Genomic DNA, 21134 nt, shown 5'->3' with positions numbered 1-21134 from the left:
CACCTATATAATTTCTCTGTCAATTGATTCAACAGGATTCTAATGCCATTCTAACCAAATTGTTACCCAGACGCAAAAAAGCTCAATTGTCAAATATATCGACAATTGAGCCTCAAATAGACGGTTATGCTTCGATACTGTCATCCGCAGCAAGACCTGCATTCGCTTCTTTATTGAAGTTAGAAACTTCAGAAATGCTCGCCACTAAATTTGCAACGCCACCAAGTTCTGATGGGATAATGAGTTTTGTTGCATTACCATTGGCAACCTTAGCAAGTGCTTCAAAACTTTTGATGGTTAAGACCGCTTGATCTGCACCAGCTTTCTTAATCATTTCAAGGCCTTGAGCTGTTGCCTGTTGAACTTTCAAGATTGCTTCCGCCTCACCTTCAGCTTCACGAATTTGTGCTTCTCTACGCGCTTCTGCCTTTAGAATTGCGGAACGTTTGTCTGCTTCAGCATTTAGTATAACCGCTTCTTTACGACCTTCAGCTGTAAGGATAGCAGCACGTTTTTCGCCTTCTGCACGCAAAATAGATTCTCTTCTTTCACGTTCTGCACGCATTTGTTTTTCCATTGCCTCTTGAATGTCCTTCGGTGGCAAAATGTTTTTGACTTCAACACGATTAACTTTAATACCCCATGGGTCAGTTGCTTCATCCAAGATGCTTCTCATCTGTGTATTGATAAGGTCTCTTGAAGTTAACGTTTCATCCAGTTCCAATTGACCAATAATATTTCTAAGTGTTGTTGCTGTTAAATTTTCAATTGCAACAATCGGTTGAGAAACGCCATAGGTGTAAAGTTTAGCATCTGTAATCTGATAATACACAACAGTATCGATTTTCATTGTAACATTGTCTTTCGTTATTACAGGTTGTGGTGGAAAATCGACCACCAACTCCTTAAGTGTCACCTTCTTCGCCACACGGTCTAACAGCGGCACTTTAAAGTGAAGTCCCGTTTCCCATGTTGAATCATAGGCACCAAGTCTTTCAATAACATAAGCGTTTGATTGTGGTACAATCTTAATGTTCAAAATAACGAGCAGCAATGCGAAAATCGCAAGACCAATTAAAACAAAATAACCCATAATACCCTCCTAGTTTTTAGTTTCATTCTTTTTTACAATTAACTTAACGCCTTCTATTGCCAGTACTTCCACAATTTCATCCATTGCAAAAGATTCATCCCCAGGCCCTTTAGCTGTCCAAATTTGTCCACCCAATTTAACCTGTCCGGTTTGTTGCGGCTCAATTGGTTTAACCACCAAACCGGTGCGTCCAATCAAGGCATCAATATTGGTTTTGTTTTTCCCAATCCGAAGCACTTTTTTAGCAATTGGACGTGTGTATATTATCAAAATAGTTGCAACGATAATAAAAACAACAATCTGAACAATGATATTGAATCCAAGTGCTGCTGTAATAAGTCCTGCAAGGGCTCCAACTGCAAACCAAATGGATGTCAATCCTAACGTTGCGGCTTCAGCTATGGTAAACACTACTATTAAAACAGCCCATGTAATTACAATCGGATCAAATGACATCTCCACGCCTCCTTTCAAAAATGTTATACTACTGTTATACACTTAATATATTAAGAAAACCTTAAGAAATTACAAATTTAAAATATTTTTCATGGAAAAGAGGGGAAATCCATGCCTTATTTATTAATTTTAGGCGCACTAACGCTTATATTGCTCATTGCCAATATCTATCAATATAACTTATCAAAAAAACTTCATCATGACATACAAAATCGAAAAGGTGTCCTAGACACACTTCTATCCATAGGAAAACTGTTTGTTAAAATGGACCATCTCGATGACTACTCTCACAAACTATTGGAATTGGCATTGGGCACCATTCCAAAAGCCACACGTGCCAGTTTTCTAATCTACAATGATTTAACCGGCCGTTATGAGTATAAAACATGTATTGGCTATGATCTCGAGCAACTTCAAAAGGTATCCTTTACACTAGAAGAAACTTTTCTTTATAAAAATGCAGAAGGCAACTACGATTTGCCGACACTTATTCGGGACGTTTCCCTACACGATTCCAAATTTCTTGATCCATCTGTAAATTCCTCACTGGCCAAGGCTGGCGGACTCGAGATAAAAGAAACACTTTCAACGCCTGTTGTTCTCGATCAAAAGATTGTCGCAATTTTAAACATTGACAGCGAACTGTCCAACACTTTTGACGAAACAGATCAAAAAGTGATTCACCATTTTGCAAATCATATTGCAATTGCACTTAAAAACAAACATTTAATTGAAGAAACTATAAATTTATCCAAATTTGATAGTCTGACAGGTACCTATAGTAGAAGTTATTTTGAAAAATTATTCAAGGCCTATCGGACCCATACCTTAGATAACATGGAATCCTATTCTTTAGTCATGTGTGACCTCAATAATTTGAAACTGATCAACGATCATTTTGGCCATTCAGCAGGTGACCAATTGCTTGTGGAATTTTCAAAAACAATTCAAGGGCTACTTAAAGAATCCGATATTTTTGCCAGAGTGGGTGGTGATGAATTTGCAATTCTTTTCAGAAATCTTCCCCCTGCCAAGGTAGAAGAAAAAATGCGTGAAATCGTAACCCTAACTGAAGCAAAAAAAATCACACATCAAGGCATCTCCGTCCCTATGAGTTTTAGTTATGGCATTGCCAGTTCCCCAGAAGACTCTATGGTCTATGAAGTTCTCGTACGTATTGCAGACGTTCGTATGTATCAATATAAAGAAAAACACAGAAAACCACTCTTATTTTAAAATCTGTATGAAGGTCAAAGCCTTCATACAGATTTTTTTAAATTTTTAGACAATTCATGCTATAATTAATTCGTAAGTCAAAATAATTTTGGAGGCAATCATGAATTATAAGTGGTCACTAGAATCAATTTATACCGGATTCGATTCGCACACCTTTAGGGAAGACATCACTCAATTTGAAAAAGAAATTGAAAATTTAAATGTGATTTCAACCACCCTATCAGATGTACACACACTAGAAACATTCTATTTAACATTAGAAAAAGTAGAACTTTTGGGCAGTCGCCTAATTGGTTTTTGTAACCTAAACTTCTCAACCGATACCGGTAACGAAGAGGCCCTTAAAAACAAAAACCATCTTATGGGACTCATTTCTCAAACAACACCAGCTAACGCACGGCTTACAAAATTCTTAAGTCAATTGGATTCTCTAGATACCATGATTGAGCATTCCGAGACATTAAAAAAATATGCTTTTATTCTAAAAGAAGCACAGATAAAAGCATCCCATATGTTATCAGAACCTGAAGAAATTTTAATTTCCAAACTCAAGCTAACAGGCTCCAATGCTTGGTCTACTCTCCAGAGCAAGTTGGTTTCTGGCTTAATGGCTTCTATTGAACTCAAAGGAACCGTACAGGAACTCCCAATTTCATCCGTTCGAAATTTAGCTTCTAGCACTTCAAAAGCCACCCGAAAAGCGGCATATGAAGCTGAGCTTAAAGCCTATGGCAAAATTGATGAGGCCGTTGCCATGGCACTTAACAGCATCAAAGGAGAAGTCATTGAAGTCTCAAGACTCAGAGGGTATAATAGCCCACTTGAAATGACACTTGAAAATTCTCGGATGACACAGAAAACACTTAAGGCCATGCTTGACGCTATTGAGCATAAACTGCCTAGTTTTCACCGCTATCTAAAAACAAAAGCTGGTTTGTTAGGCTACGAAAATGGTTTGCCTTTCTACGACTTATTCGCACCAATTGGAAATGCTTCTAAACAATACACCTTTGAAGAAGGTCGAAAATTTGTTGTAGATCACTTTAGAACTTTTTCCGACCGATTAGCGGATACTGCACAAAAAGCCATTGATCTCAATTGGATTGATGTTGAACCCAAAAAAGGGAAAGTTAGTGGTGCCTTCTGTGCATCACAACACAGCATAGGTGAGTTCAGAATTCTTCTCAACTACACAGGAAATCTAGGCGATGTTACGACACTCGCGCACGAACTTGGCCATGGCTATCACGCCACCTGCATATCAGAAGAAAGCATCCTCAATACACATTATCCTATGCCACTTGCTGAAACTGCATCAACCTTCTGTGAAACCATCGTCAACAACGCCGCGCTTAAAGTGGCATCTGATGCAGAAGCCATTACTGTACTTGAAAATTCTTTACAGGATGCGACGCAAGTTATTTGTGATATTTATTCAAGGTATACTTTTGAATCGACTCTTTTCGACACAAGAACAGACCACCCACTTTCTGTTCAAGAACTTAACAAACTCATGACAGATGCTCAGATAAAAGCTTATGGGGAAGGTTTGGACATCAACGTTTTAAATCCCTACATGTGGTTGATTAAACCGCATTATTATTCAGCTGGATTAAATTTTTACAATTTTCCATATGCGTTTGGCCTTTTGTTCGCAAAGGGACTCTATGCAAAATATATTGAAAATCCTGAGTTTTTTAAATCCAAATACGATTCCCTTTTGGCAGCATCGGGAAAAATGTCAATTACAGAAGTGTGTAAGATTATGGATATTGACGTAGAATCTACTGAATTTTGGATTTCATCTTTGGAAATTTTAGAAAATGACATTGATACTTTTATTGATTTAGCGGGAAAGGAGCACACAAATGAATGACAAATGGAACTTGGATGCACTCTATCCATCTTTCGACTCAAAACTTTTCAAGTCGGATTTAGACAGGGCTGACGCTCTCCTTCCAAAATACAGGAGTTGGATTGAAGAAGTGGACAAGGCATCACCCATCTCAGTAGAACTTGTGACACAATTTATAAACTATTTAATTGAAGACACCACTTTGCTGAGAAAGCTCTACGCTTTTGGCCATCTTACCTTTGCAACAGATTCAAAAAACACAAAGGCAATCGGTTTGGTCAACAAGATTCAAAACGTCCAATCAAAATTAACGGCACCTATGGTCGTCTTCAAAAGAGCATTGAAAGATTTTGACCTTAAATCAGCATGTGAAGCGTCACCGCTCATAAAAGAACATGAGTTTTTCCTTAAAGAAGCTATTTCTTCTACAAAATATATGCTAAGTGATGCTGAAGAAATATTAATCAGCAAAATGAAGCTTACAGGTTCCAGCGCATGGGAAACACTACAAAGTAAAACAGCATCGCAATTGACTTTTCCCATTGAAATAGATGGCACTACTGAAGAATGGCCAATTATGAAAATAAGAAACCTCGCTTTCTCAAGTGACCCTAAAATGCGCCAATTGGGATATGAAACCGAACTCAAAGCCTATGAAACCCATGCGGAAATATCTGCTGCTGCATTAAATGGTATCAAAGGGGAAGTCCTTACACTTTCAGATCTTAGAGGCTTTGATAGCCCACTTGATGAAACGCTTTTCAACGCCAGAATGGATACTGAAATTCTAAACGCCATGATTGAATCCATGGAAGAATATCTTCCCGTATTTAGACGCTATTTATTGGCTAAATCAAAATTACTGGGCAATAAAGGTCCAATGCCTTTTTACGACATTTATGCCCCTGTCGTTCAAATGGATCAAGAATTTACAATAGCAGAAGCAAAGACTTTTATACTCAAGTATTTTGGCGATTTTTCTGAAGATCTGCACAGTTTTGCAAAAAAAAGTTTTGACAATGATTGGGTTGACTTTGAACCACGTGCCGGTAAAGTCGGAGGTGCATTTTGTTCAAATATTCCCAGCATTGGAGAAAGTCGCATTTTAACTAATTTTACGGGTAAGTTAAAAAACGTTTTAACCCTAGCACATGAACTGGGACATGGTTTTCATGGCGATCGAATTATGACTGAAAGTATTCTCAACACAAGTTACCCAATGCCACTTGCAGAAACTGCCTCAATATTTTGCGAAACCATCGTAAGAAACGCTGTACTTAAAGAAGCAGACGAGACATTGGCACTTTCCATACTTGAAAACAGCCTCCAGGGTGCTACCAGCGTCGTCGTCGATATTTTATCAAGGTTTTACTTTGAATCTCAAATCTTTGAAACCCGCAAAGACCATCCGCTTTCTGTTGATGAGTTTAAAGAAATTATGCTGGATTCTCAAAAGAAAGCTTATGGTAACGCCTTAGATCATACACATTTACACCCTTATATGTGGCTTAATAAAACACATTATTACTATGCATCGAGAAATTTTTACAACTTCCCTTATGCCTTTGGACTTCTTTTTGCAAGAGGGCTCTATGCCGTTTACAAAGAAAAAGGAGATGCCTTTATCCCAGAATATGATGCACTTCTAAAAGCAACTGGTAAAATGCGTATTTACGATGTCTGTCAATTGGCAAACATCGATCCAACAGACAAAGCATTTTGGAAAGCATCCCTTGAACAAATAAAAAATGATGTTGATGCTTTTGAATCAATTGTGAACAAAGCGTTATAAGTTAAACACCAAACGAATGTTTGCCCACACTATCCACAGAGTTATCCACATTTGCGTGTATTTCCTGTTGAAATCATGTTAATTTTAACCCTTTACAGTGGGGATAAAAAGAAAAGCCAATGATTATTCATTGGCTTTTAACATGCGAATTATAAGGTTTGGAATCCTTGTTTTAACGTGTTCTTCAACGACACGCTCATAGGATTCCAAATACCCGGGCCCTAAATTGATATGTGGATAACCCATTTGAGATGCTGGCACCGAAATATTTGACCATCTTTTTCGGTTTATGTGTTGATTACCTTCTTGAACCTTATCATAAAAAGCTTCCAACTTACTTTTGTTTTCAAAGGTTTCAATCGAAGGTGGAACTAACTCCGGTAAAAGTCCAATTGCAACAAAGGGTTTGTCTGTACTAAACGGCCCTGTAATCTCAGATGCATTTTCTAACAAATAGTCCCCATAATCAAGACTGTTATGGCTGGGAAACAAAATATTAGGTGCATATTTTACAGTAACATCAAAATCTTGGCAGCACTCATAACTTGGCTTCTTTTGTTTTCTTAAAAACTCATTGAATGCATAATTGTACTGATTTATAGCATCTTCAAACGACCATTCACACAAAGATTTAAGCTGACCAAATTTTCGACCCAGATCACCATCCATAAAAGACCAGTTGAACATGGCAACACCGTATTGAGGCAGTCCATCTGTCTGTGCATACTTTTGAGATATAAATCTTGGCGGCGCTACCATATGTCCTTGATCCAAATCGCTCATTTCAGTATTGAGTTCAATGGCCTTAATAATTTCAGATAATATACCAATTGTTCCAAGGCCACTAAACGGAATGTCAGGATGGGCATGTGTGCCTCTCACAAAAATATAAGGCTTTATATTCCCCAAAGTGGAGTCAAATAAGGTGTAAATATCCGGATCCGCCATTTCTTGTGGCACACAAGTTAATAGAATCGCCACAGTGGCATCCAACCGAGATACGATCTCTTTAATCCCTTCTATTGAAGGTGACATACCACCATCTATGACACACAGTAGATTGTAATCAAATACGGAAGGTTCTTTCAATACCGTCTCAAAAATATCTAAAGCGTACCGATCCCACGTTTTAAGTTGTGCGTATAATATAACCGTTTCATCTTTTCCATTATCTGTAAAAGTATACTGAATTTGTGATTCAGCCATGCTTTTTAACATTTCTGAATAGTTATTATAGGCTCTTGTCTTATATTCTGTCATACAATCATCCTTTTCCAAGTATAGGTTTTTCTTATTATCTCACTATATCCGAATTTTGACAACTTCCATTTTAGAGCGTTGTCATTCTATAGAGAGGCTGTTATAATGAGGACGAGGTGGCTTATGAAAAAAGTAATTATTGTGTGTGACGGTGCTTGTTCAGGAAATGGCAAAACAGAAAATGTTGGTGGCTGGGGCGCAGTCTTAAAGTATCAAACTGAAGAAAAAACAATCTATGGTGGCTCAGACCAAACAACCAATAACATAATGGAGTTAACTGCAGCAATAGAGGCTTTAAAGTGTCTGAAATCAAAATCACTTCATGTGGAAATCTATTCCGACAGCGCTTATGTCGTCAATTGCTTTAGAAATGGATGGTACAGAAAATGGCTTATAAATGGGTGGCTGACGTCAAAAAAGGAACCTGTTGAAAACAAGTCCCTTTGGCAAATTTTAATTGATTTGGTCCATTCTTTTGAAACTGTCACGTTTTTTAAAATCAAGGGCCATCTGGATCTGGACAAGTCTTCAGACGTTTTGAAATGGCATGCAAAATTTAACAAAGACAATCAAACCGACATTAGCATAGAAGCATTTAAATCGCTTATAGAACTCAATCACAAAGCAGATGAACTGGCCAATCTGGGTATGGCCCCCTATAAAAAACTTTAGTGGATCGCATGATCCGCTTTTTTTATATCAGAATCTGTAACGGCTATAACTTCAATCATTCGTTCCAACCCTTCAAGCATCATATCTACTGGCATAAAAGCCGTTCCTGGCCGATCGACAACTTGGGATGGTGCATATGGCACATGGATAAACCCGCCTCTAATATTCGGTTTCATCGTGTGAATAAAATGCAAAAGCCCATACATCAAGTGGTTGCACACATACGTTCCAGCAGAGTTTGAAATGCTCGTTGGTATATGATATTCACCAAGCGTTTTAACAATTGCCTTTATTGGCAGATTGGTAAAGTAGGCGTCCGGTCCACTTTGTTCAATAGGTTCATCTATGGGCGCATTTCCTTTATTATCCGGCATCCGAGCATCATTAATGTTGATGGCAACACGCTCTACAGATAAAGTTGCACGTCCACCAGCCTGACCAATACATAAAACCACATCTGGTTGATGCAATTCAATACGCTCAATCAGTCTATCAATAGACGCTCCAAACACAACTGGGATTTCCTCAACAACCACAAGGTGGCCCATGTATTCTGATTTTAATTGCGACACAGCCTCCCATGCCGGATTAATAGATTCTCTCCCAAAAGGCTCAAACCCTGTTATTAAGAATTTCATAGCAAAGATACCCCTTGTTCAGACAATTCCTCTTCGCGAACTTGTAAGGCTTCAATTAGCCTTGAAATATGGTCTGTTAAATCTACACCCATTGCCTCAGCGCCTTTTTGTATGCCCTCTCGATCGACGGCTCTAGCAAAAGCCTTATCTTTCAATTTTTTCTTAACCGATTTAGGGGTCATTCCCTGAAGTTTATCTGGTCGTACCAATGCAACCGCAATAATAAAACTTGCAAGTTCATCTACCGCATACAAAGCCTTTGCGAGGTGTGTTTCACGAGGTGTGTGTGTATGATCACCATGTGCTTTAACAGCAACCACAAATTCTTCATCAAATCCTTTCTCTTTAAGCCATTCCACACCCACTAAAGGATGTTCATCTGGATAACGTTCAAAATCAATGTCGTGAAGTAGACCGCACATGCCCCATCGTTCTACGTCTTCATCATAGAAACGTCCATACGCTCTCATTGCAGCTTCTACTGCATAACAATGTTTTAAAAGACTTTCACTTGAAACGTTCTCTTTTAACCATTCTAATGCTATTTGTCGGTTCATAATCCCCCTCCTATATTCTAGATATCTCTATCATAAACTAAAAAGAAGCCCAAATCAATTTTCAGGCTTCTTTGTTTCTTTAGTAACACTTAATAATTTGATTCTTTAAGTTCAAAGTGATCTTTTGGGTGAAGACAAGTTGGACATTTTTCTGGCGCCTCAGTGCCTTCATGCACATAACCACACTTATTACATTTCCAACGAACCACTTCGCCTCTTTTAAAAACTAAATCCTTTTCAATATTTTCAGCAAGCTTCAAATACCTGTTTTCATGCTCAATTTCAGCTTTGGCAATAAACTCGAACGCTGCTGCAACTTTTGGAAATCCTTCTTCCTTCGCAATTTTAGCAAATTCCGGATAGAGTTCACTCCACTCCTCATTCTCTCCCATTGCTGCTGCCTTAAGGTTTTCAAGTGTCGTTCCAACAATGCCAGCAGGATAAGTTGCTGTAATTTCAACATCGCCACCCTCTAAAAAACTAAAAAATCTCCCCGCGTGAACGCGCTCATTATCTGCAGTTTCCATAAAGAAATCAGCAATCTGACGATAACCTTCTTTTTCTGCTTGTTTGGCAAACAACTGGTAACGATTTCTCGCTTGAGATTCTCCTGCAAATGCCTTTAGTAAATTTTGCTCTGTTTGAGTTCCTTTAATACGCGCCATTTTAAAATACCTCCCTTAATTTTATGCCTTAACTGGCGGTGTAAATACTCTTGCTGACAGCTCTCTATCCATCATAAGCATGCCATGTCCACCACCACCAATTAGTTTTAATTCATTCAATATTTTTTCAGCAGTCGCTTCTTCTTCCACTTGTTCATCTATAAACCAAATTAACATATTTTGAGTTGGTCGATCTTTTTCAACTTCTGCAATTTCAGCAATATCATTGATCAAACTTGTAACGTGTTTTTCATGTTCAAGTGTCTCTTCAAATACTTCTATTGCATCTTTCCACTCAAATCTTGGCTTATCAATGGCTTCCAATTTAACGCGTCCGCCTCTCTCAATCAAGTAATCTAAAAATTTCATTGCATGAAATTGTTCTTCTTCAAATTGAACACGCATCCAGTTGGCAAACCCTGATAAATTGGTTTCTTCAAAATACGATGCCATTGCTAAATACAGATATGCCGAGTACAATTCAGCGTTAATTTGCTGATTGATGGCATCTTCCAGTCTCTTATTAATCATACGACTCTCCTTCATAAAAGGACGTTTGAAATCAACTTCAAACGCCATAAGGTTTATTACAATTCATTTTTCCACAAACTGTGAAGGTTACAATATTCTCTTGCCATAATTGCCTTCTCGTCGGTTTTGAAAATAGCAACTGGTTCATCACCAGGATTTAAAAACGTAATTAACGTTTCATTTTCAGTCACCAGTTCAATCCATTGAATGTAATGCTCTTCCTTCATCGGATGCAAAGTAGACCCAACAGTAACTTTATAGCCACCTTCAATTTTCTCAACAACTGGAACGTGTTTCTCTGTTGTTGAATCCGCCGACTTCTCTTCAATTAAAATCATTGGCTCGCCACAGCAAACCAATTCGCCGCCACCCCAGTTCAGAACTTCTACAATGTTACCGCATTCTTCACACTTATACACGTTTAATCTTTTCATCAGTTCCTCCTTATGCGTTCTTTTTACATTTTTTACAAACCCCGTAAAAAAACATTTGCTGATCATAGATGTCGAAATCATTTAACGCTTCACCAGAAATATGGTCAATGTCGACATCAAAATCATATATTTTCTGGCACATTTCACATTTGAAATGGCCATGTACTCTCATTTCTGCATCATAACGCACTTCATTTTCATCAATGGTTATCGCCATAGCGATCCCTTTTTCAATAAATACTTTCAAAGTGTTATAGACAGTTGTTTTTGAAAGTGTGGGAATTTCACTATTTAATGCACTATAAATGACATCCACAGTTGGATGTTCTTTACTTGATAAAAGATATTCGTAAATTTTTATGCGCTGAAACGATGGCTTAATACCGTGCGCCTTAAAAAAATCGATTACACTTGCAGATTGCATAAACTCACCTTCCCACACTTTCAATCAAAGGTTTAAGCCACTGGCTCAAACATATCTTTGCCTACACCGCAAAGTGGACAAACCCAGTCCTCTGGAATGTCTTCAAAAGCAGTACCTGGCGCAATCCCACCGTCTGGATCGCCAATTTCAGGATCATAGATATAACCACATGCTACACATTCATACTTCATACGCTTACACTCCTTATATTTTTTTTGGCTGTTTAATTATCAGTTTGTACTGAATACAACTTGATAATACCACGACACTATTCTTTTGTCAACAGTCCTCTACTCTTATACCCTTAATCTCTGGAAATAACAAAAATATTTTAATTTGGTTGAAAGCAATTTTTTTTGGTATAAACTTTTTAGTCACAATGATTCAGCAAAAGAAGGGAAGGTAGATTAATGTCGAAGAAAATTATTATTGGAAATGGGGCTGCTGGAAATGCCGCTCTAGAAGAAATCTTAAAATCACAAGAATCGCATCATGTTACTGTAATTTCAAGTGAGCCAACGCCAGCATATTACAGACCGATGCTTTCAGAATATCTTAGTGAAGCTAAACTTCCAAAAAGGTTTTATCTACACGAACTTTCATGGTATTCTGATAACCATGTTGACTTCATTAACGGAAAAACTGTGACCGAAATTCATCCCGATACCAATCAAGTCAGCATAGGTACGCAAAAATTACACTATGATGTTCTAATTCTTGCAACAGGAAGCAATAACTTTATTCCACCAATGCCTGGGGCAGATCTTGAAAATGTAATTTCCTTAAGAACTTTAGAAGATGCCGAGACTATAAAACAAATGGCAATGAAGGCCAAAAAAACAGCCATTATTGGTGGTGGTTTGCTTGGCTTGGAACTAGGGTGGCAACTTATCAAGGCCGGCCTATCAGTCGATGTCATTGAAATGATGGATAGGCTTTTGCCGAGACAACTTGATCCTGAAGCTTCAGAAATTTTTGAACAAAAAGTAGAAGCTGCTGGCATTCATGTTATAAAAGGTGTACAGACAAAAGCCGTTTTAGGTGATACTAAGGCAGAAAGCGTTGAGTTGGGGAACGGTGCCACAATTGAGGCAGATTTTGTCGCATTTTCTATCGGCGTAAGAGCTGACATAAAATTGGCCAAAGCTGCAGGTATAAAAACCGATCGCGGCATATGCGTTGATGATCATATGCGTACAAATTATGAAAATATATTTGCAGCAGGTGATTGTGCTGAATTTAAAGGCATCAACTATGCCATATGGCCTGAAGCAACTGATCAGGGAAAAATTGCTGGACTTAACGCCATTGGCAAGCGCGCTGTATATGACCCTATCGTCCCATTCAATATTTATAGTGGTATGAATATGCGCCTATTTTCAATTGGAGATGTCGGTGGCAATCCTGGCTTAAATTACGAAACCCATAAAAATCAAGATGACACTCATTTTGAAAAGTACTATTTTGTAGACGATGTTATTGTGGGCGGAATTCTTCTAGATGACATTTCAAAATCCGCTAAACTCAAAAAAGCATTGCTTTCAAAAACACACAAATCCGAATTTTTAGGTTCTTTATAAAAGAAAAAAACGGTTCATAGAGTCCAAACAAATGGTCTCTATGAACCGTTTTCTTATTTGGAATAATTGAACATTAAACGAATCAATTCTTCCATCTTTTCTTTGTCTACATGGTCATCAAGCGAAAAACAGCTGCTGGCTTGCTGCTCCATAATTGCAAGACCAACCTTATGAATTGATTGTTTAATCGCCGCAATTTGGACCAACACATCTTCACACCCTTTGTCTTCTTCGACCATTTTCTCGATCCCTTGCACATGGCCTTTTATCGTCCGAAGGCGGTTGATTATCTTTTTTTTACTTTCTTCTCTTTCAGTCATGGTCAACTCCCATTAGATAAACATACTCATATTTGAATCTTCAGCTGCACCAAGCATGGTTGCAACACCACCGAGTTCAACACCATCAATGAGTTCTTCCTTTGTAATGCCCATAAGGTCCATGGACATGTTACAAGCAACCATTTTGATGCCATTGTCCATCGCCATTTTCAAAAGATCCTCCAATGAGTCCACATTGTGCTTTTTCATAACGGAGCGAATCATTTTAGGACCCATCCCAAACATATTCATCTTTGAAAGTCCTAACTTTTGCGTGCCTCTTGGCATCATACTGCTGAACATTCGGCTCATAAAGTCTTTCTTGACATTGACTTTTTCCGGACGCCTTAACACATTTAATCCCCAGAATGTATAAAACATCGTAACTTTTTTCCCCATTGAAGCAGCACCATTTGCAATAATCAAAGATGCAATTGCCTTATCCAAGTCGCCACTAAAAACCACCATGGTCTTATCATCATTCGGGTTTTCAACGCGCTCTTTAACTGCAGGTTTTTTAGTTCCTTTTCGTATTTGGGCGTAGAACTGTTTGTCCTCTTTACCGGATTCAATTAATGTGTTCCCAGTTTTATTGCACCATACACCAATATCACTCATAAAGCCAGGATCAGTGGCCTTAACCTCTAAAATATCGCCTGCATCCATTTCAGCAATTGATTTACTCACTTGCATGATTGGACCTGGACACTGAAGTCCACAAGCATTAAGCTTTACAACCTTCGCATCGTGGGCATGAATTTCTCTTGTATCTTCAATATCGCCAGATTCAGACAAATGAATTTCGTCGTCATAAGAAATACCACCACAAAGTGCTGTATCTTCTAAACAAAGCGTTGTCGCATAAGTGGCGTAGCCACCCATGAGATTATACACATGTTCAAACCCATTTTGCATTAAAATTCTTGATGCCGCATGTCCCCTAATGCCAACCGCACAGTAGACGACAATTTTTTTGTTTCTGTCCAGTTCGCTTAAACGGTCCCTAAGTTCATCCACAGGGATATTTACCGAACCTGTTATAAACCCTAAATCACGTTCAATGGGTTCGCGTACATCCAAGATAACAACATCCTCACCCACATCTTTAATTTCATGCCATTGAAAAGGCTTTGTTACACCTTTCAGTATATTTTCTCCAACGTAACCCGCCATATTGACTGGGTCTTTAGCAGATGAGTAAGGCGGTGCATAGGCAAGTTCGAGTTCTGTCAAATCATACACAGTTGCGCCAAAACGAATTGCAGTTGCAATCACATCAACGCGTTTTTCAACACCATCATAACCTACATTTTGAGCACCCAGCACTTTTCCATCCGTTGAAAAAATCAACTTTAATGTCATTGGAATAGCACCTGGATAGTAGCCTGCGTGTGAATTTGGATGCACAATTGTCGTGTAATAATCCTTGCCATATTCTTTTCCATTGCGTTTCAAAGTTTTTTCGTTAACACCTGTGGAAGCCACTGTCAAATCAAAAACTTTGGCGACAGAGGTCCCTTGAGTCCCTTTATAGGCACTATTAATCCCCGCAATATTATCTGCACAAATTCGGCCTTGCTTATTTGCTGGCCCTGCAAGTGGAACCATTGTCTTGTCACCACTTATAAAATCCACAACTTCAATGGCATCACCAATCGCATATATATTCTCATCCGACGTTTTCATGTGCGCATTTACCACAATGCCGTTTCTTTGATTCATTTCAAGACCAGCATTCTTAGCAAGTTCGCTTTGAGGTCTTACACCAATAGATAAAATCACCATATCCACTTCAATATGATTACCACTTTGAAGTGTTACACGTGCCTTTCCATTATGGTATTCAAAATTCTTAACACCATCACCTAAAAGCAAATTAACGTTTTTGGTCTTCATATGCTTGTGAACAATTTGTGCCATTTCAAAGTCAACAGGCGCCATAACTTGGTCTGCCATTTCAACAACAGAAACGTCCATGCCAAGATCGTGTAAATTTTCAGCCATTTCAAGACCTATAAATCCACCACCAATCACTGCTGCTGTTTTAGGCTTCATGCCATCCACAAACCCTTTTATTCTGTCAACATCCGGTATATTCCATAGCGAAAAAATATTTGGCGCATCAATACCAGGTATTGGTGGTTTAAGTGGCGTTGACCCCGGCGAAAGCACAAGTTTGTCATAAGATTCTTCATAAACACGATCTTCTTTAATGTCTCTAATTTGAACCGTTTTCTTTTCTCGATCTATGGAAAGCACTTCGTTTTCCACACGTACATCTACTCGAAACCTAGCATTCATGTCTTCTGGTGTTTGAACCAATAAGGCGCTTCTTTCTTCAATTGTGCCACCAATATAATAAGGCAAACCACAATTTGCAAAAGATATGTATGGTCCCCTTTCAACCATAATGATTTCAGCCTGCTCATCAACTCTTCTCAAACGGGCAGCAGCACTTGCACCACCAGCGACTCCACCGACGATAATCACTTTCTGTTTCATCAATAACCTCCATTTTTGTTTGTTTTCAAATAAAAAGAGCCCTTGAGGGGCTCCTAATTACTGGTCCTATAAACCCAACAGTGAGTCTAATTTAGCTTTATCGAAACCTTGAATAACTTCATCATCTACATAGATTACGGGTACACCCATGAACCCTTTACTCATAAGTTCCTTACGCGCTTCGATATCAGTTGATACATTTTTTTCTGTAAAAGAGACACCCTTTTCATTTAAGTACTCTTTTGCCATTGTGCAATAGCCACAAGTATTGCTTGAAAATACCACTACATTTTTAGACATATAATTCTACCTCCATATAATAAACTTTAGCACCTCGAACCATAGTGAAGTGCCTGAATATAAAACCCTCTGGTTAAAATAAAACTAGAATAGTCTATTTTAAACCCTAAATGAGCGTTTATAAGATCTGCATCTGCAAAGATATTGATACCCTCAACTTCTTCCATGTAATCATTTTCCTTTTGTTCGTCCCGAACAAGTCCAAAAGTTGGGCCACCTCAGCCAATGCCCATAACAGCAACACGGTACCCATCTTTGCTATTTTTTTCACGTTTTAACTTAGACTTCGCCTTCTCAGTTAAAGTAAATTTCATAACGTCCTCCTCCCCCGCCCAACGGGGGTCAAACATATGATACCTGTTTTTGTTTTCTGTGTCAATTCTTTTTATACCAACAAGATATGAACAGTTTGTTAACACTCTATCCACATTTTACAGCGATATTATGTGAACCTAATATCAACGCAAAACTCAAAAAATATAGGCTAATGTTAACTTTGTGTAAATAATTATCGAACATTTATTAACAAACTATGCCTAAAATTCACCAATTTCATCTCATTCATGGGCGTTATCCTAAAAATACCCGATATGCACTTTGTCAAACGTTCGTTTATACACATTATCCACACTTTTATCCACATGTCACGCTTCATTATTCACAGGTTTACAAAATCATGGTAGACTAAACCTATAAAGGAGGGGTTTTATGTGGGGAAAAAGAGGTCATCGTGGAGATGCACTTGAAGATCTTATTGTTTTGACGAACCAATACTATCATACATTGAACTTATGTCGAATCGATAAAGTTAGCACGCCCGTTAAAGTTGCTGAAATCAGTTCAAATGGCGTCATTACGCGCGGTTTTTTTGAAAAAAAATCAACTGTGGACTTTATTGGAATCGCGCAAGGGGTCTTCATAGCATTCGATGCTAAAGAAACACACTTAAAAAGTCTGCCCTTAAGCAATATTCATGCACATCAAATAACCTATATGCAAGATGTATCAGCACAAGGCGGTTTAGCCTTTATCATTGTCCACTTTAAATTCAATGATTCCTATTATTTAATTCCCCTAGAACTCTTGTTGGACTATCAGAAAACCGATTCCAGAAGGTCTATCCCCTATAAGGCCATGTTACCGGAGTTCAAAATCGAAACAAGTCGAGGCGGCAGCATATTAAACTATTTGGACACGCTTAATACTTACGTCACATATAAAGCACAAAAAGGAGGGCAAAAATGAATGCCTATATCGTCAATAGTTTTACCCATCAAGAAACAGGTGGAAACCCAGCTGGCGTTATACTTTTAGAAGCGGTTTACCCACCTGAAGAAAAAATGCAAGAAATCGCATCGTTTTTGAATCTATCAGAGACAGCTTTTATTGTTTCTGGAAAAGGAGCCTATGATTTCGAAATTCGTTTTTTCACACCGACTGATGAAGTCCCCCTATGCGGACATGCCACATTGGCCTCTATACACATGCTGTCCAGATTAGGTAAAACACATAAAAAAAGTCTAAACATTGGGACAAAGGCTGGTATGATTAAAATCGAAATTAAAGGCGATGGCACACTATTCATGAAACAACCCACGCCTCATTTTAGACTGATAAACCTTGTAGAAAGACAAAAAGTTGAAGCTTGTTTTTCGATAAAAATAAATGAAGAGGCCCACTACCCAATTGAAATTTGGAATACTGGGCTTGACGATTTGATCCTAAAAGTCAAGTCAGAAAAAGATTTGAATGCTCTAAGTGTTTCATTTGAAGCACTAAGCCAAGTTTCTAAGCAACTAAATGTCGTTGGTGCCCATGTCTTCACAATTGAAAACAATACACTCTACGCTCGCAATTTTGCCCCACTTTATGGTATTAATGAAGAATCTGCAACCGGGACTTCCAACGGTGCACTCGCCGCCTATTTACATCACCATATTTATCCCAATCAAGACCTGTTTGAAGCGCTTGTACTTCAAGGTGTTGCCATGAACCATACCAGTGCAATTCAAATAAAATCAAAAAAAACCCAAACAGAAAAATCCATTTGGGTCGGGGGGCACTGTCATTGGGTTAAAACGGTGACTATTTAATTCTGCCATCTGTTGATATCACCACTTCAGAATATGGAACAATACACTTTGCAGCCAACATGGCTTCTTTAACTGCATGTATAATGCCATTGCAACACGGAACTTCCATACGCACCACAGTGATACTTTTAATCGAATTTTGTTTTAATATTTCAGCAATCTTATCTTGATTATACTGGTTGTCGTCTAGTTTCGGACATCCAATTACAGTAACCTTATTCTTAATAAAGTCTCTGTGAAAATCACCATAGGCAAAAGCTGTACAATCTGCTGCAATTAACAAATCAGCATTTTGAAAATAAGGTGCATTTGCGCTAACAAGTTTAAGTTGCACAGGCCATTGCATCAATTCGGATTGTATAACGCCTTCAACTGACTGTCTTGATTCTGTAGGCTTTTGCGTATTCGTTATGGTTTTAACGGTTTGAAGTGGGACTGATTCACGGTCAAATGTGGTAATTGCTGTACCACCACATCCCCCTTCTTTTAGTTTAATATTTTTACGCGTTGTATCAAAAGAATCCGTTTCTTTCTCTACCATATGAATTGCATCTACAGGACATTTGGGCAAACACATTCCCAATCCATCACAATAAGAGTCACTGGTTAATTTTGCCTTCCCATCAATAATTTCAATCGCACCTTGTAAACAGGCTGTAGCACAAAGCCCACAACCAATACATAGTTCTTCATTAATTTCAATCACATTTCGTTTCACTTAAATACCCTCCATTGCTCTCAATTTCTCTCTCTAAGTGAATCATAACTGAAATGATTTGGTTTTTCTGTCACATAAGTTACTAAATCACCATATCATTGTAAATGCTAATCTTATCTTTATGAGATGCTATGGGAATCACAGCATTTTGCCTACCGCCAATAATACGGGCAGGAACACCCACTGCCGTAGACTCTGTAAGTGTGTCTGTTAAAACCACAGATCCAGCACCAATTTTTGTGCCTGATGCAATGTGAATCGGTCCCAAAATTTTAGCACCCGCACCAATGACCACACGATCTCCTACACTTGGATGTCTTTTCCCTTTTTCTTTGCCTGTGCCCCCTAATGTTACACCCTGATAAATGGTAACATAGTCTCCAATAACACAAGTTTCACCAATAACAACGCCCATACCATGATCAATAAAAAGCGCTTTTCCAATCGTCGCACCTGGATGAATTTCAATTCCCGTTAAAAACCGTGCCACTTGTGAAATTAAGCGGGCCAAGAAATACAGTTTATGCATATAAAACCAATTCCCCACACGATACAATAAAATTGCATGGACGCTTGGATACAGTATTAATTCTAAACCACTTCTTACCGAAGGATCATTCTGCCTAATATGATTTAAATAGTGTTGTGCTGATTTTAACATTTCTTTCTCCTATTCTGTAAAAACTTGGCTGGAAATATATTTTTCCCCACTATCTGGAGACAGGGTCAACACCACTTTCCCAGGCCCAAGTCTTTTAGCTGTTTCAATGGCAGCAACAACTGCTGCACCCGATGAAATTCCCAAAAACAAGCCTTCTTTTACAAATAATTGACGGGTCATTTCATAGGCTTCTTCACTGGAAACAGTAAGGACCCGATCTATAACATCTAACGCCAAAACATCTGGTTTAAAACCTGCACCTATTCCTTGAATCTTGTGCGGTCCAGGAGAATTTCCAGATAAAACACTGGATTCCAGAGGCTCCACAGCAATAATTTCTACAGACTGTCGAACTTCTTTTAATTTTTTACCAACACCTGAAACTGTACCACCAGTTCCAACTGTTGCCACAAAAGCATCCAATACTGGCATGTCTATCAATATTTCTTCTGAAGTGGTTTCATAGTGAATCCATGCGTTGTATTTGTTCTTAAACTGCTGAGGCATATAGTAGGTGTCATTTTCAGCCAACTTTGAGGCTTCCTCAATAGCGCCACTCATGCCTTTACCGCCCTCAGTTAAAATCAAATTTGCACCATAAGCTTTTATAATATTGCGACGTTCAACACTCATGGTTTCAGGCATAACAATAGTCACTGAATACCCTTTCATTTTACCAATTAAGGCCAGCGCTATTCCCGTGTTTCCACTACTTGGTTCAACAAGTGTCATACCAGGTTTTAGTATGCCCTCATTTTCTGCCCCGGTAATCATGCCATAAGCCGCACGCGCCTTAACACTGCCTGTTAAATTTAAACCCTCTAACTTAATGTAGATGTCTGCCATTTCAGTAGCATCTACCACTTTATTCAGTTTAACGATTGGCGTCTTACCAATCAAATCTAATGCTTTAAAATATTTCATACCCTTTTTCCCTCTCTCTACAGTGCACATTTTAATCCTTATTATTTTACTAGGAATTTCTTTTCATTTTAATAAGTCATTCCCCAACTGTCAAGTCATTAAATAATAACAATTTGTTAAGTTATATTGTTAAAGAATTAACTTAATATTTTCCCCATAAATTCATTTTTATGATAAACTAGGTTTATGAGACTAACTATATGAAGTCAATAGAAAAAACAAAATAATCTAAATAAAATTAAAGTTAAAAAATTGCACGACAAAAAGAAGTAGAGAAATCTACTGAAATAAAAATTGAATTATTGGCTATTTTTGAGGATAAAATTGCAAGTTATTGGTCAGTAAGTGGTGAATGACTCTGATTAATTTTTTAGCAACATGAGAGTTAGCAACATAATGATGTTTACCTTCGGATTTTTTCTT

General features: G+C 38.2%; 24 protein-coding genes. 7 read left to right on the top strand and 17 right to left on the bottom strand.

The genetic code is table 11. The features are described 5' to 3' along the window. Window positions 1-124 precede the first annotated feature (124 nt). The gene (locus tag JOC49_RS07005) at window positions 125-1093 is read right to left on the bottom strand and encodes an SPFH domain-containing protein (RefSeq protein ID WP_204663789.1); all 969 of its coding nucleotides are present in this window, start codon (window positions 1091-1093) and stop codon (window positions 125-127) included. Window positions 1094-1102: 9 nt separating this feature from the next. Then, window positions 1103-1549: an NfeD family protein gene (locus tag JOC49_RS07000; RefSeq protein ID WP_204663787.1), complete on the bottom strand. Its 447-nt coding sequence runs from the start codon at window positions 1547-1549 to the stop codon at window positions 1103-1105. 111 nt (window positions 1550-1660) lie between these two features. Between JOC49_RS07000 and JOC49_RS06995 the strand changes: the two genes are divergently transcribed. From JOC49_RS06995 to JOC49_RS06985, 3 genes are all read left to right on the top strand, one after another. Then, on the top strand, window positions 1661-2785 hold the full coding sequence (locus tag JOC49_RS06995) for a sensor domain-containing diguanylate cyclase (RefSeq protein ID WP_204663785.1): 1125 nt from the start codon (window positions 1661-1663) through the stop codon (window positions 2783-2785). Between the two features lie 100 nt (window positions 2786-2885). Next, window positions 2886-4661, top strand: coding sequence for a M3 family oligoendopeptidase (locus JOC49_RS06990; protein WP_204663783.1), 1776 nt, complete (start codon window positions 2886-2888; stop codon window positions 4659-4661). After that, the gene (locus JOC49_RS06985) at window positions 4654-6432 is read left to right on the top strand and encodes a M3 family oligoendopeptidase (protein WP_204663781.1); all 1779 of its coding nucleotides are present in this window, start codon (window positions 4654-4656) and stop codon (window positions 6430-6432) included. The genes JOC49_RS06990 and JOC49_RS06985 overlap by 8 nt, the downstream gene beginning before the upstream one ends. 123 nt (window positions 6433-6555) lie before the next feature. Here JOC49_RS06985 and JOC49_RS06980 read toward each other — a convergent pair whose 3' ends face one another. Beyond that, window positions 6556-7692 (bottom strand): zinc-binding metallopeptidase family protein, encoded by a 1137-nt coding sequence (locus JOC49_RS06980; protein WP_204663779.1) that lies wholly within the window; start codon window positions 7690-7692, stop codon window positions 6556-6558. A 123-nt stretch (window positions 7693-7815) separates the two neighbouring features. Between JOC49_RS06980 and JOC49_RS06975 the strand changes: the two genes are divergently transcribed. Beyond that, window positions 7816-8364: an RNase H family protein gene (locus tag JOC49_RS06975; protein WP_204663777.1), complete on the top strand. Its 549-nt coding sequence runs from the start codon at window positions 7816-7818 to the stop codon at window positions 8362-8364. Here JOC49_RS06975 and pcp read toward each other — a convergent pair. From pcp to rd, 7 genes are all read right to left on the bottom strand, one after another. After that, window positions 8361-9002 carry a pyroglutamyl-peptidase I gene (gene pcp / locus JOC49_RS06970; protein WP_204663775.1) on the bottom strand — a complete coding sequence of 214 codons (642 nt, stop codon included), beginning with the start codon at window positions 9000-9002 and terminating at the stop codon, window positions 8361-8363. The two genes, JOC49_RS06975 and pcp, sit on opposite strands and share 4 nt — an antisense overlap. Beyond that, window positions 8999-9559 (bottom strand): HDIG domain-containing metalloprotein, encoded by a 561-nt coding sequence (locus JOC49_RS06965; protein WP_204663773.1) that lies wholly within the window; start codon window positions 9557-9559, stop codon window positions 8999-9001. Before JOC49_RS06965 ends, pcp begins: the two co-directional genes overlap by 4 nt. Window positions 9560-9648: 89 nt before the next feature. Continuing rightward, the gene (gene rbr, locus JOC49_RS06960) at window positions 9649-10224 is read right to left on the bottom strand and encodes a rubrerythrin (protein ID WP_204663771.1); all 576 of its coding nucleotides are present in this window, start codon (window positions 10222-10224) and stop codon (window positions 9649-9651) included. Window positions 10225-10245: 21 nt separating this feature from the next. Then, window positions 10246-10755 carry a ferritin gene (locus tag JOC49_RS06955; protein WP_204663769.1) on the bottom strand — a complete coding sequence of 170 codons (510 nt, stop codon included), beginning with the start codon at window positions 10753-10755 and terminating at the stop codon, window positions 10246-10248. A 56-nt stretch (window positions 10756-10811) separates the two neighbouring features. Beyond that, window positions 10812-11189, bottom strand: a complete 378-nt coding sequence (locus JOC49_RS06950) for a desulfoferrodoxin (protein WP_204663767.1) — start codon at window positions 11187-11189, stop codon at window positions 10812-10814. 10 nt (window positions 11190-11199) lie between these two features. Further along, window positions 11200-11613 carry a Fur family transcriptional regulator gene (locus tag JOC49_RS06945; RefSeq protein ID WP_204663765.1) on the bottom strand — a complete coding sequence of 138 codons (414 nt, stop codon included), beginning with the start codon at window positions 11611-11613 and terminating at the stop codon, window positions 11200-11202. A 32-nt stretch (window positions 11614-11645) separates the two neighbouring features. Next, complete coding sequence (rd, locus tag JOC49_RS06940) at window positions 11646-11804, bottom strand: rubredoxin (protein ID WP_204663763.1); 159 nt, start codon at window positions 11802-11804, stop codon at window positions 11646-11648. A 219-nt stretch (window positions 11805-12023) separates the two neighbouring features. On the opposite strand from rd, the gene JOC49_RS06935 reads away from it, so the two are divergent. Further along, window positions 12024-13193, top strand: coding sequence for an NAD(P)/FAD-dependent oxidoreductase (locus tag JOC49_RS06935; protein ID WP_204663761.1), 1170 nt, complete (start codon window positions 12024-12026; stop codon window positions 13191-13193). 53 nt (window positions 13194-13246) lie between these two features. Here JOC49_RS06935 and JOC49_RS06930 read toward each other — a convergent pair whose 3' ends face one another. From JOC49_RS06930 to JOC49_RS06915, 4 genes are all read right to left on the bottom strand, one after another. Next, window positions 13247-13513 carry a metal-sensitive transcriptional regulator gene (locus JOC49_RS06930; RefSeq protein ID WP_204663759.1) on the bottom strand — a complete coding sequence of 89 codons (267 nt, stop codon included), beginning with the start codon at window positions 13511-13513 and terminating at the stop codon, window positions 13247-13249. Window positions 13514-13525: 12 nt separating this feature from the next. Next, complete coding sequence (locus JOC49_RS06925; RefSeq protein WP_204663757.1) at window positions 13526-16015, bottom strand: FAD-dependent oxidoreductase; 2490 nt, start codon at window positions 16013-16015, stop codon at window positions 13526-13528. Between the two features lie 66 nt (window positions 16016-16081). After that, window positions 16082-16315 (bottom strand): glutaredoxin family protein, encoded by a 234-nt coding sequence (locus tag JOC49_RS06920; protein WP_204663755.1) that lies wholly within the window; start codon window positions 16313-16315, stop codon window positions 16082-16084. A gap of 26 nt (window positions 16316-16341) precedes the next feature. Further along, entirely contained in the window at window positions 16342-16482 is a 141-nt protein-coding gene (locus JOC49_RS06915; RefSeq protein ID WP_204663753.1) for a hypothetical protein, read from the bottom strand. 541 nt (window positions 16483-17023) lie between these two features. Between JOC49_RS06915 and JOC49_RS06910 the strand changes: the two genes are divergently transcribed. Both JOC49_RS06910 and JOC49_RS06905 read left to right on the top strand, forming a co-directional pair. Then, entirely contained in the window at window positions 17024-17560 is a 537-nt protein-coding gene (locus tag JOC49_RS06910) for a Holliday junction resolvase RecU (protein ID WP_204663751.1), read from the top strand. Further along, window positions 17557-18408 carry a PhzF family phenazine biosynthesis protein gene (locus JOC49_RS06905; protein ID WP_204663749.1) on the top strand — a complete coding sequence of 284 codons (852 nt, stop codon included), beginning with the start codon at window positions 17557-17559 and terminating at the stop codon, window positions 18406-18408. Before JOC49_RS06910 ends, JOC49_RS06905 begins: the two co-directional genes overlap by 4 nt. Here JOC49_RS06905 and JOC49_RS06900 read toward each other — a convergent pair. The 3 genes from JOC49_RS06900 to cysK all read right to left on the bottom strand — a co-directional run bounded on the left by JOC49_RS06900 (window position 18401) and on the right by cysK (window position 20711). Further along, entirely contained in the window at window positions 18401-19126 is a 726-nt protein-coding gene (locus JOC49_RS06900) for a 4Fe-4S binding protein (protein ID WP_204663747.1), read from the bottom strand. The genes JOC49_RS06905 and JOC49_RS06900 overlap by 8 nt on opposite strands. An 82-nt stretch (window positions 19127-19208) precedes the next feature. Then, window positions 19209-19787: a serine O-acetyltransferase EpsC gene (gene epsC, locus JOC49_RS06895; protein ID WP_204663745.1), complete on the bottom strand. Its 579-nt coding sequence runs from the start codon at window positions 19785-19787 to the stop codon at window positions 19209-19211. A gap of 9 nt (window positions 19788-19796) precedes the next feature. Continuing rightward, entirely contained in the window at window positions 19797-20711 is a 915-nt protein-coding gene (gene cysK, locus JOC49_RS06890; RefSeq protein WP_204663743.1) for a cysteine synthase A, read from the bottom strand. Window positions 20712-21134: the final 423 nt, after the last annotated feature.

The organism is Fusibacter tunisiensis (assembly GCF_016908355.1).
Lineage (GTDB): Bacteria > Bacillota > Clostridia > Peptostreptococcales > Acidaminobacteraceae > Fusibacter_D > Fusibacter_D tunisiensis.
Note: the sequence above shows the minus strand (reverse complement) of the source record. Positions and strands in the feature narration are given on the sequence as shown.

What these genes read in the sequence shown, in the direction of transcription:
- JOC49_RS06945 (WP_204663765.1), bottom strand. Translation starts at nt 11,613, where the DNA reads ATGCAATCTGCAAGTGTAATCGATTTTTTTAAGGCGCACGGTATTAAG.
- JOC49_RS06955 (WP_204663769.1), bottom strand. Translation starts at nt 10,755, where the DNA reads ATGATTAATAAGAGACTGGAAGATGCCATCAATCAGCAAATTAACGCT.
- JOC49_RS06920 (WP_204663755.1), bottom strand. Translation starts at nt 16,315, where the DNA reads ATGTCTAAAAATGTAGTGGTATTTTCAAGCAATACTTGTGGCTATTGC.
- JOC49_RS07000 (WP_204663787.1), bottom strand. Translation starts at nt 1,549, where the DNA reads ATGTCATTTGATCCGATTGTAATTACATGGGCTGTTTTAATAGTAGTG.
- JOC49_RS06975 (WP_204663777.1), top strand. Translation starts at nt 7,816, where the DNA reads ATGAAAAAAGTAATTATTGTGTGTGACGGTGCTTGTTCAGGAAATGGC.
- JOC49_RS06965 (WP_204663773.1), bottom strand. Translation starts at nt 9,559, where the DNA reads ATGAACCGACAAATAGCATTAGAATGGTTAAAAGAGAACGTTTCAAGT.
- epsC (WP_204663745.1), bottom strand. Translation starts at nt 19,787, where the DNA reads ATGTTAAAATCAGCACAACACTATTTAAATCATATTAGGCAGAATGAT.
- JOC49_RS06905 (WP_204663749.1), top strand. Translation starts at nt 17,557, where the DNA reads ATGAATGCCTATATCGTCAATAGTTTTACCCATCAAGAAACAGGTGGA.
- JOC49_RS06980 (WP_204663779.1), bottom strand. Translation starts at nt 7,692, where the DNA reads ATGACAGAATATAAGACAAGAGCCTATAATAACTATTCAGAAATGTTA.
- JOC49_RS06910 (WP_204663751.1), top strand. Translation starts at nt 17,024, where the DNA reads ATGTGGGGAAAAAGAGGTCATCGTGGAGATGCACTTGAAGATCTTATT.
- cysK (WP_204663743.1), bottom strand. Translation starts at nt 20,711, where the DNA reads ATGAAATATTTTAAAGCATTAGATTTGATTGGTAAGACGCCAATCGTT.
- rd (WP_204663763.1), bottom strand. Translation starts at nt 11,804, where the DNA reads ATGAAGTATGAATGTGTAGCATGTGGTTATATCTATGATCCTGAAATT.
- JOC49_RS06990 (WP_204663783.1), top strand. Translation starts at nt 2,886, where the DNA reads ATGAATTATAAGTGGTCACTAGAATCAATTTATACCGGATTCGATTCG.
- JOC49_RS06915 (WP_204663753.1), bottom strand. Translation starts at nt 16,482, where the DNA reads ATGGAAGAAGTTGAGGGTATCAATATCTTTGCAGATGCAGATCTTATA.
- JOC49_RS06925 (WP_204663757.1), bottom strand. Translation starts at nt 16,015, where the DNA reads ATGAAACAGAAAGTGATTATCGTCGGTGGAGTCGCTGGTGGTGCAAGT.
- pcp (WP_204663775.1), bottom strand. Translation starts at nt 9,002, where the DNA reads ATGAAATTCTTAATAACAGGGTTTGAGCCTTTTGGGAGAGAATCTATT.
- JOC49_RS06935 (WP_204663761.1), top strand. Translation starts at nt 12,024, where the DNA reads ATGTCGAAGAAAATTATTATTGGAAATGGGGCTGCTGGAAATGCCGCT.
- JOC49_RS06995 (WP_204663785.1), top strand. Translation starts at nt 1,661, where the DNA reads ATGCCTTATTTATTAATTTTAGGCGCACTAACGCTTATATTGCTCATT.
- JOC49_RS06985 (WP_204663781.1), top strand. Translation starts at nt 4,654, where the DNA reads ATGAATGACAAATGGAACTTGGATGCACTCTATCCATCTTTCGACTCA.
- JOC49_RS06930 (WP_204663759.1), bottom strand. Translation starts at nt 13,513, where the DNA reads ATGACTGAAAGAGAAGAAAGTAAAAAAAAGATAATCAACCGCCTTCGG.
- JOC49_RS07005 (WP_204663789.1), bottom strand. Translation starts at nt 1,093, where the DNA reads ATGGGTTATTTTGTTTTAATTGGTCTTGCGATTTTCGCATTGCTGCTC.
- rbr (WP_204663771.1), bottom strand. Translation starts at nt 10,224, where the DNA reads ATGGCGCGTATTAAAGGAACTCAAACAGAGCAAAATTTACTAAAGGCA.
- JOC49_RS06950 (WP_204663767.1), bottom strand. Translation starts at nt 11,189, where the DNA reads ATGAAAAGATTAAACGTGTATAAGTGTGAAGAATGCGGTAACATTGTA.